Source organism: Nonomuraea gerenzanensis (assembly GCF_020215645.1).
GTDB classification, from domain to species: domain Bacteria; phylum Actinomycetota; class Actinomycetes; order Streptosporangiales; family Streptosporangiaceae; genus Nonomuraea; species Nonomuraea gerenzanensis.
On record NZ_CP084058.1, the window covers coordinates 6,606,847 to 6,621,635 of the forward strand.

The window sequence follows — 14,789 nt, forward strand, 5'->3', positions numbered from 1 at the left end:
CCGCGCGCTCACTGCCCGTTCCCGTGGACGCGGCGGTAGACGGGCTGCCACATGGCGTCCTGGACCTGCTGGACGGTGTCGCGCAGCTCGACGCGGGCCAGGTGTTCCTCGGCGGCCCTGTTGGCGACGGCGACGGCCACGGCGGCGGAGATTGCGCGCAGGTTGTCCACCGGGGGCAGCAGGCAGGCACCAGGGGCGGAGACGTCGACCATGGCGCCGATGGCCTCGGCGGCGGCCTGCAACATGCCGGGGCTGACCCGGCGGGCCCGCGCGACCACCGCGCCCAGCCCGAGGCCCGGGTAGAGCAGGGCGTTGTTGGCCTGGGCGATGGCGTAGGTGACGCCGTCGTGGGTGATCGGCTCGATCGGGATGCCGGTGGCGATCAGCGCCCGTCCGTCGCTCCAGCGGATCAGGTCGGCGGGCATCGCCTCGATGCGCTCGGTCGGGTTGGAGATCGGGAAGATGATCGGGCGCTCCACACCCGCCGCCATCGTGCGCACGATCTGCTCGGTGAACGCGCCGTGCGCCGTGGAGGTGCCCAGCAGCATGGTCGGCTTGACGCGTTCGACGACCTCGGCCAGGAAGATGCCGTGCCCGTCGCCGGCCCAGCCGGTCACCTCCTCGCGCGGGCGCGCGTACGGCTGCTGGAAGTCGCGCAGCTCCCGCATGTCGTCGACCAGGAGGCCCTGCTTGTCGATCGGCCAGATCCGCCGCGTCGCGGTGTCGTGGTCCAGGCCGTCGCGGATCATCGCGTCGCGCAGCTGGTCGGCGATGCCGGTGCCGGCGGTGCCTGCGCCGAAGATGACGACGCGCTGCTCGCGCATCGGGGTCCGGGAGACCCGGACGGCGCCGAGCATGGCGGCCAGCACGATGGCGCCGGTGCCCTGCATGTCGTCGTTGAACGTGCAGATCCGGCCGGTGTACCGCTCCAGGATCCGGCGGGCGTTGGACGGGCCGAAGTCCTCCCAGTGCAGCAGGGCGCCGGGGAACATCCGGGTGGCCGTGGTGACGTAGGTGTCGATGAAGTCGTCGTAGCGCTGCCCGCGCACCCGCGCGTGCCGGTTGCCCACGTAGGCGGGGTCGTTCAGCAGCGCCTCGTTGTCGGTGCCCACGTCCAGGGAGACCGGGATGACCCGGCCGGGGTCGATGCCCGCGGCGGCGGTGTAGACGGCCAGCTTGCCGGTCGCGATGCCGATGCCGCCGCCGACGCCCCAGTCGCCGATGCCCAGGATCTCCTCGGCGTCGGAGGCGACGATCAGATCGACGTCGTCCGGGCCCAGCCCGGTGTTCTGGAACGCCTGCTCGATCCCGCCGGCGTCGTCGACGGACAGGTACACGCCCCGGGGGCGGCGGTACTCGTGGCTGTAGTTCTTGATCGCCTCGGACACGGTGGGGTCGTACACGATGGGCAGCATCTCGTGCAGGTGGTCGCCCAGCAGGCGGTAGTACAGCACCTCGTCACGGTCCCGCAGCGCCTCCAGGTAGACGTTCTTGAGCAGGTCGCTCGGCTGGGCCCGCACCTGGTGGTAGACCCGCCCGACCTGCTCCTCCAGCGTCTCCACCACGGGCGGCAGCAGGCCCTCCAGGCCGAGCTCGGCGCGTTCCGCGGCCGAGAACGCCGTGCCCTTGTTCAGCAGCGGCTCCTGCAGCACCGCCTGGCCGCGCAGGCGCGTCAGGTAACTTCCGTCCGGCTGCTCCGCGAACGCGTGGCTGACCGGCTCCGGTTTCCGCTTCCCCGGCGACATCGTCGTCATCCTCCCTGAGCGCGACACCCGCTCACAGAAGTTGCCCGGCCGCTGGGAGACGGACACTGAGCCGGACCTCAGAACTGCGCCAAAACCAGACAAAGGGATGCGTGTCGCCGGGCAGGCCACGGCGCGCCCGTGCCTAGCGTCTGTGAGCATGGACGAAGGACGGGCACGCCACCGGTGGACGGCCTTCAAGCAGTCGCCGTTCCTGCCCGCCAGCGTGCTCGTGCTGATCCTCGCCGCCGCCGCCGGGCTCTTCGCCGGGTCCTACACCTACGCCATGGCCGATCCGACCCCGCACCGCGTCCCGGTCGCGGTCGTGGGGGTCAGCCACCAGAGCGTACGCGGCAAGGCGTTTGCCGCGGGCATGGAGGAGCAGCTGAACGCCTCGCTCGCGCTGTCCTTCGAGGGCTCCTTCGAACGGGCCAGGCAGGCGGTCGAGGAGCAACGGGTGTTCGGCGTCATCGTGGTGCATCCGGGCAACGAGGTCACGCTGTACGTGTCGGGCGCCTCCGGGGCGTCGGTGGCCCAGCTGCTCAGCGAGGCCGCGCCGAAGGTGGCCCCGCAGGTGGGCGTGCGGCTGACGGTGCGGGACATGAAGCCGCTGCAGCCGGGCGACCCGCGCGGGCTGGCGCTGTTCTACATCACGCTGGCGGCGGTGATCATCGGGTTCATCGGAGCCGTCCAGCTCAGCGTCCAGGCCGACGGGCTGAGCGCGTGGGAGCGCATCGCGTTCACGGTGGCGTACGCGGTGCTGGGCGCGCTGTCCATCGTGGCCGTGGTGGACTGGGGGCTGGGCGCGCTCGACCTGCCGCTGCTGGAGTCGTGGTTCATCCTGGCGCTGACCATGTTCACCTCCGGGATGGTGTTCACCATGTTCAACACGCTCGTGCGGCGCTGGGCGATGGTGCCCACCTGGGGGCTGATGGTGCTGCTCGGCAACCCGTCCTCCGGCGGGGCGGTGTCCTGGCCGCTGCTGCCCTCGCCGCTGGGCGCCATCGGGCGCTGGCTGCCGCCCGGGGCCTCGATCAACGCCCAGCACACCGCCGTCTACTTCGGCGGGCACCAGCGGCTGATGCCGTTCCTGGTGCTGGCGGCCTGGGCGCTGGTGTCGTGCACGGTCTTCCTGGTCTGGCGCGACCGCCACCCCGGGCCCGAGACGTCTTAGGGCTCGCGAATCCGTCACCTGTGGGAGGCGCGCTCACCCCTGGCCGGCTCGTGGCCGGAGCTTCCCGCCATGGTGATCGCGACCGCCAGCACGCAGGTCGCCGCGATGGCCGTGATCACGCCGTGCACGCCGATCCAGGGCACCGCGAGCGGCAGCACCAGGACGGCGGCGGCGCAGCCCGAGATGACGGCCGGATGGATGACGGACTCCGGCTCGATCGGCGTGTGCACCATCCAGAGCAGCAGGAGGAACATCCCGACGGGGATCGCGACGGCGTAGGCGACGGTGAGCGCGGGGGCCGCGACGTGGTGCCCGCTCTGCTCGACCGCGACCTCCAGGCCCGCGCCGAGGGCGGCCAGGGCCGCGAAGATGCCGTAGTGGCCGTAGCCCCACCGGTAGGAGCGGTCCCGCCGCCCGCTGAGCCCCTCGCCCGCCTCCACCAGGAAGTACAGCCACCACAGGGCGAACAGCACCACGAGGCCGGAGACGGCGATCATGACGAAGGGGCTGCTGATCCGGCTCGACTCGAGCGCGCTGGCGACGCCCCTGGACGCGGCGAGCACGCTCTCACCGAGCAGGATGATCGTGAACAGGCCGTAGCGCTCGGCGATGTGGTGGGGATGCCAGGTGGTGGGCTCGGCCCGTTCCGCCCACAGCGGCACGGCCAGCTCCAGGACGGCGAGCAGCACGAACAGCGGCAGCTCGATGGACAGGGGCGCGGCCCACGAGTGGTACATCCAGGCCACGGTCAGGACGGTGATGCCGCCGGCGTAACGCAGCGCGGTAGGCCGGCGCGCCGGGTCCTCCACGGCGACCCGCACCCACTGGGCGACGAGCCCGATCCGCATGATGACGTAGCCCAGCGTGACGAACCGGTAGTCGGTGTGCTCGCTCGCCGCCGGCACGCCCGCGGCCAGGACCAGCACACCGGCCATCTGCACCATGGTCAGCACCCGGTAGGCGACGTCGTCGGTGTCGTAGGACGAGGCGAACCAGGTGAAGTTCATCCACGCCCACCAGATCGCGAAGAACACCTGCAGGAACGGCACGATGCCGGCCAGCGCGTGCCCCTCGACGACGTGGTGCGCGAACTGGGCGGTGATGGCCGCGACCGCGACCACGAACGTGAGGTCGAACAGCAGCTCCAGCTGGCTGGCCACGCGGTTCGGCTCGTCCACGGGACGCGCGCGCATGCGCATGCGGAGGCGGATTCTGGCGGGTGGCAAGCGTTCGCTCCTGTCACTGCGTGAGACGGGTCCTCACGGTGGACAGGGCGGCGGGCCGGCTTCGTGACAGGTCCGCCCGGAAATCTCAGGATTCGGCCGGCGCGCTCCTCGCGGCGGCGGGGCGCCGCTCGTACGCGGTGCGGCGGGCGAGCGTGAGCACGCAGGCGAGCGTGAGGACGAGCAGCGCGACGTAGTGCCTGACGACCGGCCTGTGGCTGCCGCCGCCGCTGGTCAGCAGCCACTGGGCGACCGGCGGGGTGGAGCCGCCGATGATCGTGCCGCACAGCTGGTAGGACTCAGCAGCACGTCCAGCATCGTCTGCCGGGCGGCGCCCAGGTCGGTGGTGGCCCAGGCGACGAGGAAGGTGTCGGTGAAGTAGGTCGCCGAGATCCCCAGCGCGCTCGCCCCGACGCCGAGGGCGACCAGTGGCCACGCCGTGCGCAGCACGGTCACGAGGGGCAGACTGCCGGCCATGTGCAGGGCGCGGCTGTCGGGCTTCGGCGCCACGGCCTTCGCCGCGCGGGCCTACCGGGAGCTGCCGGCCACCGGCGAGAGCGTCCGCAAGCGCAAAGCCGACAGGAACGACGGGCTGCCCCCCAGGAGACCCAGGTCGCCCGCCTGGCCAGGGCCGGCCTGTCGAACCCGGAGATCGCCGCCCAGCTGTTCCTCAGCCCGCGCACCGTCGAATACCACCTGGGCAACGTGTTCACCAAGCTCGCCATCACCTCCCGCCACCAGCTTCCCGAGGCGCTGCCCGAACATCCGTGACCGGCCGGCTTGCGTCTCAAGCAGCTTGAGGTACCACAGTGACCCTCATGAACGACCACGAGCTGTACCCCATCGGGGACGCCGCCCGCCGCAGCGGCCTGAGCGTCAGCGCCGTCCGCTTCTACGCCGACACCGGCCTCGTCGAGCCCACGGCCGTGAACGAGGCCGGCCACCGCCTGTACGACCCGCACGCCATCGCCCGGCTGGAGCTCGTCCGCACCCTGCGCGAGCTGGACGCCGACCTGGACGAGATCCGCCGCCTGCTCGGCGGCGGCACCACCCTGCACGACCTGCTCACCACGCACCTGGAGATCGTCGAACGCCAGGAACGCACGCTGCGGGCCAGACGGGCGGTGCTGCGTGCCCTGATCAAGCAGGGTGGCACGACCGCGCAGGCCGCCCTGATGCACAAGCTCGTCTCCATGACCGACGAGGAGCGCGAGCAGATCATCGACGACTTCTGGAACGACGTCGGCGCGCACCTCGACGTCCCCGCCGGCTTCGTCGACCGGCTCAGGACGATGCGCCCCGTCCTGCCCGCCGACCCCACCGCCGCCCAGCTCGAAGCCTGGATCGACCTGGCCGACCTGGTGTCGGACCCGGCGTTCCGCGACGCCGTCCGCGCCTACCTGCGCGACACCTACGCCGCCCCCGAGGCCCGGATCCTGGCCACGGAGCCGTTCCAGGACTTCATCCACGTCAGCGGGGCTCCCCTCATGGAGGAGCTCCTCGCCGCGCACCGCGCCGGGGACTCACCCCGCTCCCCGCGAGCCCAGCAGGCCGTCACCCGCTTCATGGCGGCGGCCACCGCGCTGTCCGGCACCCCGCTCACCCCGGAGGTCCGCGACCGGATGGCCGACGGGTTCCGTCAGGTGCCCGACCTGATGCGGCAGCTCGCCGAGGAGGACGCCGCGTCCGGCGGCCCGGTCTACGACGACACCCACGGCCGCTACGTGGCCCTGGTGGCGCTGATCAACGGAACCGCCGCCGAGGAGGACACCCTGCCCTTCGCCTGGATCGCCGACGCCATGCGCGCCGGAGGCGGCGTTCATGACGCCGGGGAGGGGTAGCCGATCTCGGCCCGGTCCTCTTCGAGGCCGGCCGGATCGGCCTCGGGGTTCAGCGCGGCCACGACGTCCTGTGTCAGCGGGCGCAGAGCGTAGACCCACCGCACCGCCTCCGGATCCACCGCCACCTCGTAGTACTCCTGAGCGAACGCCTGATACGCCTCCGGCCGCCCGTCGAGCAGGACGCCGAACAGCCACTCGGCGCTGCCGTCGTCCTTCGTCCCCTCCGGCAGGCCGGCGACGGTGCCCGTCCGCCACCGCTCGTCGCCGGTCTCGCGCCAGAAGCACATCGTCGCCAGGGGTGTCCCGGCCTCGTCGCTGAACGCGGGCTCGGCGACCATGGCCCTGAACACCTCGGGCACGTCGTCGAACAGGCCGGGCCACGGGGTGGGAGGGTCGGTGCGGTACGGGCTCGTCGGCGACTCGTGGTCGAAGCCCCGCGCGTACGCGCCCGCCGGCGAGAAGACGATCGAGTAGTCGTTGCCGCTGCCGTCACGCATGGAGGCCAGCTCCTGCGTGGGGGCCCCTCTGGAGTCGACGGAGAAGTACCGGTACTCCCAGGTGGGGCTCATGATCGCGTCGAGCATGGCCATGGCGCGGGAGCGGTCGCGCACGAACCGCGGCGCCGCGATGAAAGTTTCACGGCGCGTTGACACATGGAAAGCGCTTTCCTACGGTGTCGCTGTCCGCCGACCCGGGTGAGCGACGCGCACACCCCGAGAAACCCGAGAGCGCAGGAGGTCGTGGCGGCAGCGACCGCGCGGAGCAGAACGCCATCGTTGTTCGAAGGAGAAGGTGAACCAGGAATGAGACGAGCAGTCGCGTTACGACTCCACGCGGTGCTGGCCGCCGTGGCCACCGCGGCCGCGGTCGGCGCGGTGGCCGTGGCCCTGCCGGTGACGCAGGCGTCGGCCGCGGTAGGCGGGCCCACCGGTTACGCCACCGCCAACGGCGGGACGACCGGCGGCGCGGGCGGCCAGACGGTGCGGGCCACCACCGGGACCGCGATCCACGCGGCCCTGTGCGGCCGGGCCAGCAGCAGCACGCCGATCACCATCGAGGTCGAGGGCACCATCAACCACGGCAACACCGCCAAGGTCTCCGGCGAGAGCTGCAACACCGCGGCAGGCGTGATCGAGCTCAAGCAGATCAGCAACGTCACGATCATCGGCGTCGGCGGCGGGGCCGTCTTCGACCAGCTCGGCATCCACATCCGCGAGGCCGGCAACATCATCATCCGCAACGTGACCATTCGCAACGTCAAGAAGTCGGGCTCGCCCACGTCCAACGGCGGCGACGCCATCGGCATGGAGAGCGGCGTCCGCAACGTGTGGGTCGACCACGTCACGCTGGAGGCTTCCGGCGGCGAGTCGGAGGGCTTCGACGGGCTGTTCGACATGAAGGACGACACCCAGTACGTGACGCTGTCCTACAGCATCCTGCGCAACTCCGGCCGGGGCGGGCTGATCGGGTCCAGCGAGAGCGACCGCTCCAACGGTTACGTCACCTTCCACCACAACCAGTACGAGAACATCGACTCCCGTACGCCGCTGCTGCGGGGCGGCATCGCGCACATCTACAACAACTCCTACGTGAGCCTGAACGAATCGGGCATCAACTCTCGCGCCGGGGGCCGCGCCAAGGTCGAGAACAACTACTTCAAGAACTCCAAGGACGTCCTGGGCACCTTCTACACCAGCGAGGCCGGCTACTGGCAGGTCGCCGGCAACATCTTCGACAACGTGACGTGGTCCGCCCCGGGCAGCGACAACAACCCGGCCGGCCCCAACCCGCAGTCCAACACCTCGGTCAGCGTGCCGTACTCCTACAGCCTCGACGGGGCGAGCTGCGTGCCGGACATCGTCCGGCAGACGGCCGGCGCCGACAAGGGGCTGCAGGTGTCGAACGGCAACTGCACGCCGACGACGCCCACCGCGACCCCGACCGTCACGCCCACGGTGACTCCCACGGTGACGCCGACGGTCACCCCGACTGTGACGCCGACTGTGACGCCGACGGCCGGTGGGCCCAACCTGAGCATCGGGGCCGGCTCCGACGGCTCCAGCAAGGCCGACGGGACGAGCTACGGCAACGTGCGGGACGGCAACCTGAGCACCTACTGGTCGCCGTCGGGCACGACCGGGGACATCTCGATCAAGTGGGGGTCCGCCACGACGGTCTCCCGGGTCGTCATCCGCGAGGCGGCGGGCTCGGCGGGCGTCATCGGCGCCTGGCAGCTCGTCAACGCCGGCAACGGGGCCGTACTGAAGTCCGGGAGCGGGGCGGGCACCATCACGTTCACGCCGACCTCGCTGAGCAAGATCACCTTCCGGATCACCGGGGCGGCGGGCACGCCGAAGGTCGCCGAGTTCGAGACCTACGCCGGCTGAGCCTCCTCCGGCTGAGCCAGCCTCACCTGCCGGGCCGCCCCGGCTGAGCCACAGGGCGTTGTCGCGTTCGACCTGCGTGATGTCGGCGTGCCGGGTGACAGCGTAGAACGGCGCCTTGCGCGCGCCGCCGGGCAGCTCCACGGCGCAGGGCCGTCCGGCGGCGCGATCAGGGGAAGGCGGTCAGCTGGAGCGCGACAACAGGTAGGAGTTCAGACTCCCACTACGCAGCCGATCGGCCACCGACTCGGCGATCTCCCCCACCCGGACCGCGGTGGCGGACAGCAGGGTCGAGGTGAGCCCATGCGTGTGCTCACTGGCCCCCTGAACGTAGATACCGCACCGCATCGCCGCCGACGTCACGACCCGGTAATCGCGATCCAGCCGCACCCCACCACCCGGCAGCCGCTCACAGAACCTCCCGGCCTCTCCGAGCAGGGTGAGCGGATCGGCCGGGCGGTAACCGGTGGCGTACACGAGCACGTCGGTCTCCAGCAGTGTCCGCTCGCCGGTGGGCAGGAACTCCACGGTGACCCGCAGCCCGTCCTCGTCGCGCTCGACGTCCGCCAGCCGGGAGGCGTTGAGGATGCGCAGCCGTTCCTTGCCCTGGACCTTCTCCTGATAGTGGCGGCGGTACAGCTCGTCGATGAGGTCCAGGTCCACCACCGAGTAGTTGGTGGAGGCGTGGTAGCCGTTCAGCCGGGCCTTCACCTCCTCCGGCGCCGAATAGAAATGATCGACCGCCACCGGGTCGAAGATGCGGTTGGCGAAGGAGCTGTCGTCGGCCGGGGTGTAGCCGTACTTGGCGAAGACGGCGCAGACCTCGGCGTCCGGGTAGGCGTTGTGCAGGTGCTCGGTCACCTCGGCCGCGCTCTGGCCCGCGCCGACGACCACGAACCTGCGCGGGCCGCGCAGCGACGGCAGTTTGCCGAGCAGTTCCTCGCTGTGCCAGATCCGGTCGTCGCTCACGAGGCCGTCCGGCAGGACGGGTTCGAGGCCGGCGGCGAGGACGAGGTTGCGGGTGCGGCGGGTGACCAGGGTGCCGTCGCCCTGCCGGACGACCACGTCGAGCAGCTCGATCGTCCCGGCCGACTCGACGGGGGTGACGGCGACGACCTCGGCGCCGTACTCCACTTCCTCGGAGAAACGCGCGGCCGCCCACTCGAGATAGTCGTGAAACTCCAGACGGGACGGAAACATCGTCTTGTGGTTGATGAAGTCGGGCAACCGGCCCTTGTCCTGCAGATAGCAGAGAAAGCTGAATTCGCTGGCCGGATTGCGCATGGTGACCAGGTCTTTCAAAAAGGACACCTGCATGGTGGTGCCTTCCAGCAGCATGCCGCGGTGCCAGCCGAAGGCGGGCTGTTTCTCGAGGAACACCGCGTCCAGCAGGTCGCCCGTCCGGGTCTGGCGTTCCCGTAACGCGATCGCCAGGGCGAGGTTGGACGGTCCGAAGCCGATGCCTACGAGGTCGTGGACGTGCTGCTCCGAGGACATGAACACCTTTCCGCCGGGATGAAACTGGGGTGGAGACATTGCCCAAATTAGGTTAGCCTGACCTAATTAAGGCGAGCCTAACCTAATCCGATCCCCTCGACAAGGAGGCACCATGCGGGTCGTGATGTTCGGCTACCAGACCTGGGGTCATCGCACGCTCCAGGCACTTCTGGATTCCGCGCACGAGGTCGTCCTGGTGGTCACCCACCCCAGGAGCGAGCACGTCTACGAGAGGATCTGGAGCGACTCGGTGGCCGAGCTGGCGCAGGCGCACGACGTCCCGGTGCTGCTGCGCAACCGGCCCGACGACGAGGAGCTGATGGTCCGGCTCAAGGAGGCCGAGCCGGACCTGATCGTCGCCAACAACTGGCGGACCTGGATCCCGCCGGAGATCTTCACCCTGCCCCGGCACGGCACCCTCAACGTGCACGACTCGCTGCTGCCCGCCTACGCCGGCTTCTCCCCGCTGATCTGGGCGCTGATCAACGGCGAGCCGGAGGTGGGGGTCACCGCCCACATGATGAACGAGGAGCTGGACGCGGGCGACATCGTCGTGCAGCGGGCCGTGCCCGTCGGCCCCCAGGACACCGCCACCGACCTCTTCCACCGCACGGTCGATCTGATCGCGCCGATCGTCACCGAGGCGCTCGGTCTCATCGACTCGGGCCGGACGGACTGGGCCAAGCAGGACAGGTCGAAGGCCAGCTTCTTCCACAAGCGCTCGATCGAGGACAGCAACATCGACTGGACCTGGCCGGCCGAGGACATCGAGCGGCTGGTCCGCGCCCAGTCCGACCCGTACCCCAACGCGTTCACCCACTACCGGGGCGAGCGCGTACGCGTCCTGAAGGCCTCGGTCTCCCAGGGGATCTACGGAGGCACGCCCGGCCGGGTCTTCATCCGGGAGGGCGACGGCGTGGTGATCGTCGCGGGCGCCGAGGCCCGCCGCGGGCGCAGCCGCGGGCTGGTGATCGAGCGCGTGCGGACGGAGGACGGCACAGAGCTGCCGGCCACCGAGGTGTTCAGGACCATGGGCGGCTACCTCACCCGCACCCCCTAGCGCCCGGCGGCGGGGACGTCGCCCGCGAGCACCCAGGCGACGTCCCTGAGCAGGGCGTGCCGCCAGGCCGCCCGATCGTGCCCCGAGGGCGAGCGCGAGACCCGCACCGTGGCGCCGGCCCGCTCCGTCAGGCTCTCGACCAGCTCGCAGTGCGGCAGCATGCCCTGCTCGTGCTCCCCCACGTCGAACGCGACGCGCAGCCCCGACAGGTCGGGCCGCTCGCGCAGGCGCGCGGCGATGGCGCCGCCGGCCGGGCCGCCCATGGGGTCGGCCAGGTCCGCGGCGCCCGGCGCCCACCAGAACGACCCCGACTGGCAGGCCAGCCCGGTCACCAGCCCGGGGAACTCCAGCGCCGCGTACATCGCGCTCAGCCCGCCGAGGCTCTGCCCGGCTACCACCATCCGCTCCGGGTCGGCGGGCACGCCGCTGCCCTCGACCAGCGGCAGCAGCTCGTCCCCGATCGCCTCCCACAGCTCCGGCCGGCAGGCGAACTCGGCCTCCCGGTCCCCGGCGGGCACGAAGACGAGCGTGACGGGAGGCAGCTCCCCCTTGGCGACGGCCGAGTCGAACGCGGTCATGGCCGGGTGCAGGTAGAGCCAGTCGTCCCCGTCGAGCAGCAGCACGACCGGCCCGCCGCCGCCCACCGGATGCACGCGCACGGTGCGCCGCCCGCCGAGCCGCGCGCTGGTCCAGCGCACGCGGGCCCGCGGCAGCGGCAGCACGTCGGCGGTGCCGACGGCGGGCCAGTGCGGCTGGGCCGGGGCGTCGGGGGCCGCGGCGATGGACCGGTCGCCGCCCGCTCCCGTCGGGTTGTGCGGGTCGGCGTGCGCCCCGTCCCCGGCGCGCACCTGGTAGGTCACCCGCAGCCGCGCGGGCATGGCCACCTCGGCGTACCAGCAGTCGGTCTCGCCCCAGCGGCGCAGCGGGACCGGCCGCGACCAGCTCTCGAAGTCGAGACTCGCGGGCGAGCCGCGCCACAGGAACAGCGCCGTCCAGCCGGCGTCGCCGCAGGGCGCCCACACGGGCGTCACCGCAGCGGCCCAGAACGCGTCGGTGCCCGGCTCGGCCGGAAAGCCGAACCTGGCGAAGGTGTCGTCCACGCGCAGCGCCTCCGTCCCTACCGTCGATCAGCGACTAAGGATAGCTTTACCTAAATTGTCGATCTAGGCAGCGGGATGAACATCTGCATGGACACGACTGCGGCAGGACGCCCCGCGTCCGCGCGGTTACGCCGTCGCCGGATGGCGGGGGCGGTCACGCTGGTGCCGCTCCTCGCGGTCATGGGGGCGGCGTCGCCGGCCGTGGAGGCGCGCACCGGGCAGCGGCCGCGCGCCCTGCCCGTCGGCGTGGTCACCGCCGCGTTCGGCGGCCCGTTCCTCGTCTACCTGCTGGTCCGGGCCAACCTCAGGAGGGACGCGTGAGGCGCGTACGCGAAAGCAAGGTTAGCCTTACCTAATATCGGCGTGTTACGGTGCTCGTGGTTCGGCGAGTGTGCAGCGGACAGCAGAGGACTGCGGATGCTTCTCCCAGCGACGACAGTGACGAAGAGCCTGCGACGGTCAGCGGTGGTGCCTTCCGCCGTGGCCCAGCTCGACGCGGCCCGCGCCGCGCACCCGGAGTTCGCCGGCCAGACCGCCGTCGTGGTGTCCTGGTACAAGAACGCGGTCGCGCCCTTCACCACCACCGACGTGCGCGGGCGGCTGGTGACGGGCATCGGCCTCAAGGGGCAGCCGGAGATCGACAAGATCGCGGGCGGTAGCTTCTACACCGTGTTGTCTCCAGAACGCATCGACCTCATCGACGTCGATCGCATCTCCGTCATCGCCGACCGGGCCGACCAGAGTGCGCTGAAGAACGTCGAGCTGTTCGCCAACCTGCCGGCGGTCAAGAACGGCAAGGTGTCGTACCTGCTCGACAGCGAGGGGCCGGCCATCGGCGCGGCCATCTCGCAGGGCACGCTGCTGTCGCTGCCGTACGCGATCGACGAGCTCGTCAAGTCGGTCGGCCAGGGGTGACGCCGGTGAACGCGCCCCACCGTCCCCGTCCTGTCACGGCGGGGATGTGAGCGGCTCCTCCTCCGCCATCCTGCGCACCGCGACCGGCCGCGAGGCCACCCGCTGGGTCGTCGCGGCCTGCCGTGAGGCGCCCTGGCTGACGGCCGCCGCCGCGCTGACCACGGTGGCCGGGGCGGCGCTGCAGGTGCTGCCCCTGCTGCTGCTCGGGCGGGTGGTCGACGGGGTGACGGCCGGTGAGCCGCAGTCGATCCTGGTCACGATCGGGGTGCTGCTGGTGGCCGCCGCGCTGCTCGGCGCCGCGGCCACCGGGGCGTCGGCGTACCTGATCGGGCGGCTGGGCGCCGAGTTGCTGGCGAAGCTGCGCGAGGGCGCCGTGCGGGCCGTGCTGGGCATGCCGAGCGCCCGGGTCGAGCAGGTCGGCCACGGCGACGTGCTGTCCAGGGTGGGTGACGACGTGGCCGTGGTGTCCAAGGGCATCCGGCAGGCCGTGCCGACGGTGCTCTCGTCGGGGGTGCTGGTCGCGGTCGCCACCGTGGGCATGTTCGGGCTGGACTGGCGGCTCGGGCTGGCGGGCGCCGGGGCGCTGCCCGCGTACGGGCTGGCGCTGCGCTGGTACCTGCCCCGCTCCGCGCCGCTCTACCGGACGCAGCGCGAGGCCCAGGCGGACCGCGCGCAGGCGCTGATCAGCGGGCTGAACGGGATCGACACCGTGCGGGCGTACCGGCTGGAGCCCCTCTTCCGCGAGCGGGTCGCCCGCGAGTCGTGGCGGGTGCGCGATCTCGGCATCGAGGTGTTCCGCTTCTTCGGCCGGTTCGTCGGCAGGGAGAACCGCGCCGAGTTCATCGGCCTGGTCCTGATCATCGTGACCGGGTACGTGCTGCTGGAGGCGGGCGCCGTCACCCTGGGCGAGGCGTCGGTGGCGCCGCTGCTGTTCCACCGGCTGTTCAACCCGCTGGGCTCCATCATGTTCACCTTCGACGAGGCGCAGAAGTCGGGGGCGAGCCTGACCCGGCTGGTCGGGGTGCTGGGCGAGGCCACGCAGGAGCGGCTGGTGGGCGGCGCGGCCGTCGAGCCGGCGGGCACCGGGCCGTACCCCGTGCGGGTGGCGGGGCTGACGTTCGCCTACCCCGGCTCCGAGCGGCCGGTGCTGCGGGAGGTGGACCTGGAGATCCCGGCGGGCGGCTCGCTCGCGCTGGTGGGGGCGACGGGCGCGGGCAAGTCCACGCTGGCGGCGCTGATCGCGGGCATCGGAACCCCGCAGGCCGGGTCGGTGCGCATCGGCTCCACCGACCTCGCCGACCTGGACGAGGCGGGGGCGCGGGTCCTGGCGAGCATCCTGACGCAGGAGACGCACGTGTTCTCCGGCTCGCTCGCCGACGATCTGCGGCTGGCCGCGCCGGAGGCGACGGACGCCGAGCTGTGGCAGGCACTGCGCACGGCCGGCGCGGGCCCGTGGGCCGAGGCGCTGCCCGACGGGCTGGACACCGTGGTGGGCGAGGGCGGCCAGCGCCTCGACGGCACCCGGGTCGCCCAGCTCGCGCTGGCCCGGCTGGTCCTGGGCCGGTCGCCGGTGGTGGTGCTGGACGAGTCCACCGCCGAGGCGGGCAGCCAGGGCGCCGCCGAGCTGGAGCGGGCCGTGCTGGCCGCGTGCCGGGGGCGTACCGCGCTGTTCGTGGCACACCGGCTGACCCAGGCGATGGCCGCCGACCGCATCGCCGTGCTGGACGCGGGCCGCGTGGTGGAGCAGGGAACACATGAGGAGCTCGTCGCCCTGGACGGCCGGTACGCCCGGCTGTGGCGGGCGTGGCGGGAAGCCGGCTAGGTGATCAGATGGAGGTTTCCGAAAGGGATGG

Annotated in this window: 14 protein-coding genes; 8 read left to right on the forward strand and 6 right to left on the reverse strand. The window is 71.7% G+C overall.

Features of this window, described 5'->3' with window-relative positions:
* Positions 1 to 8: 8 nt before the first annotated feature.
* Positions 9 to 1,745 carry an NAD-dependent malic enzyme gene (locus LCN96_RS31020; protein ID WP_225265963.1) on the reverse strand — a complete coding sequence of 579 codons (1,737 nt, stop codon included), beginning with the start codon at positions 1,743 to 1,745 and terminating at the stop codon, positions 9 to 11.
* A 157-nt stretch (positions 1,746 to 1,902) separates the two neighbouring features.
* Between LCN96_RS31020 and LCN96_RS31025 the strand changes: the two genes are divergently transcribed.
* Entirely contained in the window at positions 1,903 to 2,916 is a 1,014-nt protein-coding gene (locus tag LCN96_RS31025) for an ABC transporter permease (protein ID WP_225265964.1), read from the forward strand.
* Positions 2,917 to 2,930: 14 nt separating this feature from the next.
* On the opposite strand, the gene LCN96_RS31030 is transcribed toward LCN96_RS31025, so the two are convergent.
* Complete coding sequence (locus LCN96_RS31030; RefSeq protein ID WP_225265965.1) at positions 2,931 to 4,115, reverse strand: low temperature requirement protein A; 1,185 nt, start codon at positions 4,113 to 4,115, stop codon at positions 2,931 to 2,933.
* A gap of 258 nt (positions 4,116 to 4,373) precedes the next feature.
* Positions 4,374 to 4,595 carry a hypothetical protein gene (locus tag LCN96_RS31035; protein WP_225265966.1) on the reverse strand — a complete coding sequence of 74 codons (222 nt, stop codon included), beginning with the start codon at positions 4,593 to 4,595 and terminating at the stop codon, positions 4,374 to 4,376.
* A 21-nt stretch (positions 4,596 to 4,616) separates the two neighbouring features.
* Here LCN96_RS31035 and LCN96_RS31040 point away from each other — a divergent pair, with 21 nt between their 5' ends.
* Both LCN96_RS31040 and LCN96_RS31045 read left to right on the forward strand, forming a co-directional pair.
* Positions 4,617 to 4,910 carry a helix-turn-helix domain-containing protein gene (locus tag LCN96_RS31040; RefSeq protein ID WP_225265967.1) on the forward strand — a complete coding sequence of 98 codons (294 nt, stop codon included), beginning with the start codon at positions 4,617 to 4,619 and terminating at the stop codon, positions 4,908 to 4,910.
* A 47-nt stretch (positions 4,911 to 4,957) separates the two neighbouring features.
* Positions 4,958 to 5,980 carry a MerR family transcriptional regulator gene (locus tag LCN96_RS31045; protein WP_225265968.1) on the forward strand — a complete coding sequence of 341 codons (1,023 nt, stop codon included), beginning with the start codon at positions 4,958 to 4,960 and terminating at the stop codon, positions 5,978 to 5,980.
* Here the strand turns inward: LCN96_RS31045 and LCN96_RS31050 are convergent.
* Positions 5,959 to 6,633, reverse strand: coding sequence for a hypothetical protein (locus LCN96_RS31050; RefSeq protein WP_225265969.1), 675 nt, complete (start codon positions 6,631 to 6,633; stop codon positions 5,959 to 5,961). The genes LCN96_RS31045 and LCN96_RS31050 overlap by 22 nt on opposite strands.
* Positions 6,634 to 6,783: 150 nt before the next feature.
* Here LCN96_RS31050 and LCN96_RS31055 point away from each other — a divergent pair, with 150 nt between their 5' ends.
* A complete protein-coding gene (locus LCN96_RS31055; protein ID WP_225265970.1) occupies positions 6,784 to 8,367 on the forward strand; it encodes a pectate lyase family protein in 1,584 nt (527 codons plus the stop codon).
* 180 nt (positions 8,368 to 8,547) lie between these two features.
* Here LCN96_RS31055 and LCN96_RS31060 read toward each other — a convergent pair whose 3' ends face one another.
* A complete protein-coding gene (locus tag LCN96_RS31060) occupies positions 8,548 to 9,861 on the reverse strand; it encodes a lysine N(6)-hydroxylase/L-ornithine N(5)-oxygenase family protein (protein WP_225265971.1) in 1,314 nt (437 codons plus the stop codon).
* A 112-nt stretch (positions 9,862 to 9,973) separates the two neighbouring features.
* Between LCN96_RS31060 and LCN96_RS31065 the strand changes: the two genes are divergently transcribed.
* Positions 9,974 to 10,921: a methionyl-tRNA formyltransferase gene (locus LCN96_RS31065; protein WP_225265972.1), complete on the forward strand. Its 948-nt coding sequence runs from the start codon at positions 9,974 to 9,976 to the stop codon at positions 10,919 to 10,921.
* Here the strand turns inward: LCN96_RS31065 and LCN96_RS31070 are convergent.
* Positions 10,918 to 12,021, reverse strand: a complete 1,104-nt coding sequence (locus tag LCN96_RS31070) for an alpha/beta hydrolase-fold protein (RefSeq protein WP_225265973.1) — start codon at positions 12,019 to 12,021, stop codon at positions 10,918 to 10,920. The two genes, LCN96_RS31065 and LCN96_RS31070, sit on opposite strands and share 4 nt — an antisense overlap.
* Before the next feature lie 87 nt (positions 12,022 to 12,108).
* Between LCN96_RS31070 and LCN96_RS31075 the strand changes: the two genes are divergently transcribed.
* From LCN96_RS31075 to LCN96_RS31085, 3 genes are all read left to right on the forward strand, one after another.
* On the forward strand, positions 12,109 to 12,342 hold the full coding sequence (locus LCN96_RS31075) for a hypothetical protein (RefSeq protein ID WP_225265974.1): 234 nt from the start codon (positions 12,109 to 12,111) through the stop codon (positions 12,340 to 12,342).
* Positions 12,343 to 12,489: 147 nt separating this feature from the next.
* Positions 12,490 to 12,936 (forward strand): TroA family protein, encoded by a 447-nt coding sequence (locus tag LCN96_RS31080; protein WP_225265975.1) that lies wholly within the window; start codon positions 12,490 to 12,492, stop codon positions 12,934 to 12,936.
* Positions 12,937 to 12,982: 46 nt separating this feature from the next.
* Entirely contained in the window at positions 12,983 to 14,758 is a 1,776-nt protein-coding gene (locus LCN96_RS31085) for an ABC transporter ATP-binding protein (RefSeq protein ID WP_225265976.1), read from the forward strand.
* The last annotated feature ends 31 nt before the right edge of the window (positions 14,759 to 14,789 follow it).

What these genes read in the sequence shown, in the direction of transcription:
- LCN96_RS31020 (WP_225265963.1), bottom strand. Translation starts at nt 1,745, where the DNA reads ATGTCGCCGGGGAAGCGGAAACCGGAGCCGGTCAGCCACGCGTTCGCG.
- LCN96_RS31025 (WP_225265964.1), top strand. Translation starts at nt 1,903, where the DNA reads ATGGACGAAGGACGGGCACGCCACCGGTGGACGGCCTTCAAGCAGTCG.
- LCN96_RS31030 (WP_225265965.1), bottom strand. Translation starts at nt 4,115, where the DNA reads ATGCGCATGCGCGCGCGTCCCGTGGACGAGCCGAACCGCGTGGCCAGC.
- LCN96_RS31045 (WP_225265968.1), top strand. Translation starts at nt 4,958, where the DNA reads ATGAACGACCACGAGCTGTACCCCATCGGGGACGCCGCCCGCCGCAGC.
- LCN96_RS31055 (WP_225265970.1), top strand. Translation starts at nt 6,784, where the DNA reads ATGAGACGAGCAGTCGCGTTACGACTCCACGCGGTGCTGGCCGCCGTG.
- LCN96_RS31060 (WP_225265971.1), bottom strand. Translation starts at nt 9,861, where the DNA reads ATGTCCTCGGAGCAGCACGTCCACGACCTCGTAGGCATCGGCTTCGGA.
- LCN96_RS31065 (WP_225265972.1), top strand. Translation starts at nt 9,974, where the DNA reads ATGCGGGTCGTGATGTTCGGCTACCAGACCTGGGGTCATCGCACGCTC.
- LCN96_RS31075 (WP_225265974.1), top strand. Translation starts at nt 12,109, where the DNA reads ATGGACACGACTGCGGCAGGACGCCCCGCGTCCGCGCGGTTACGCCGT.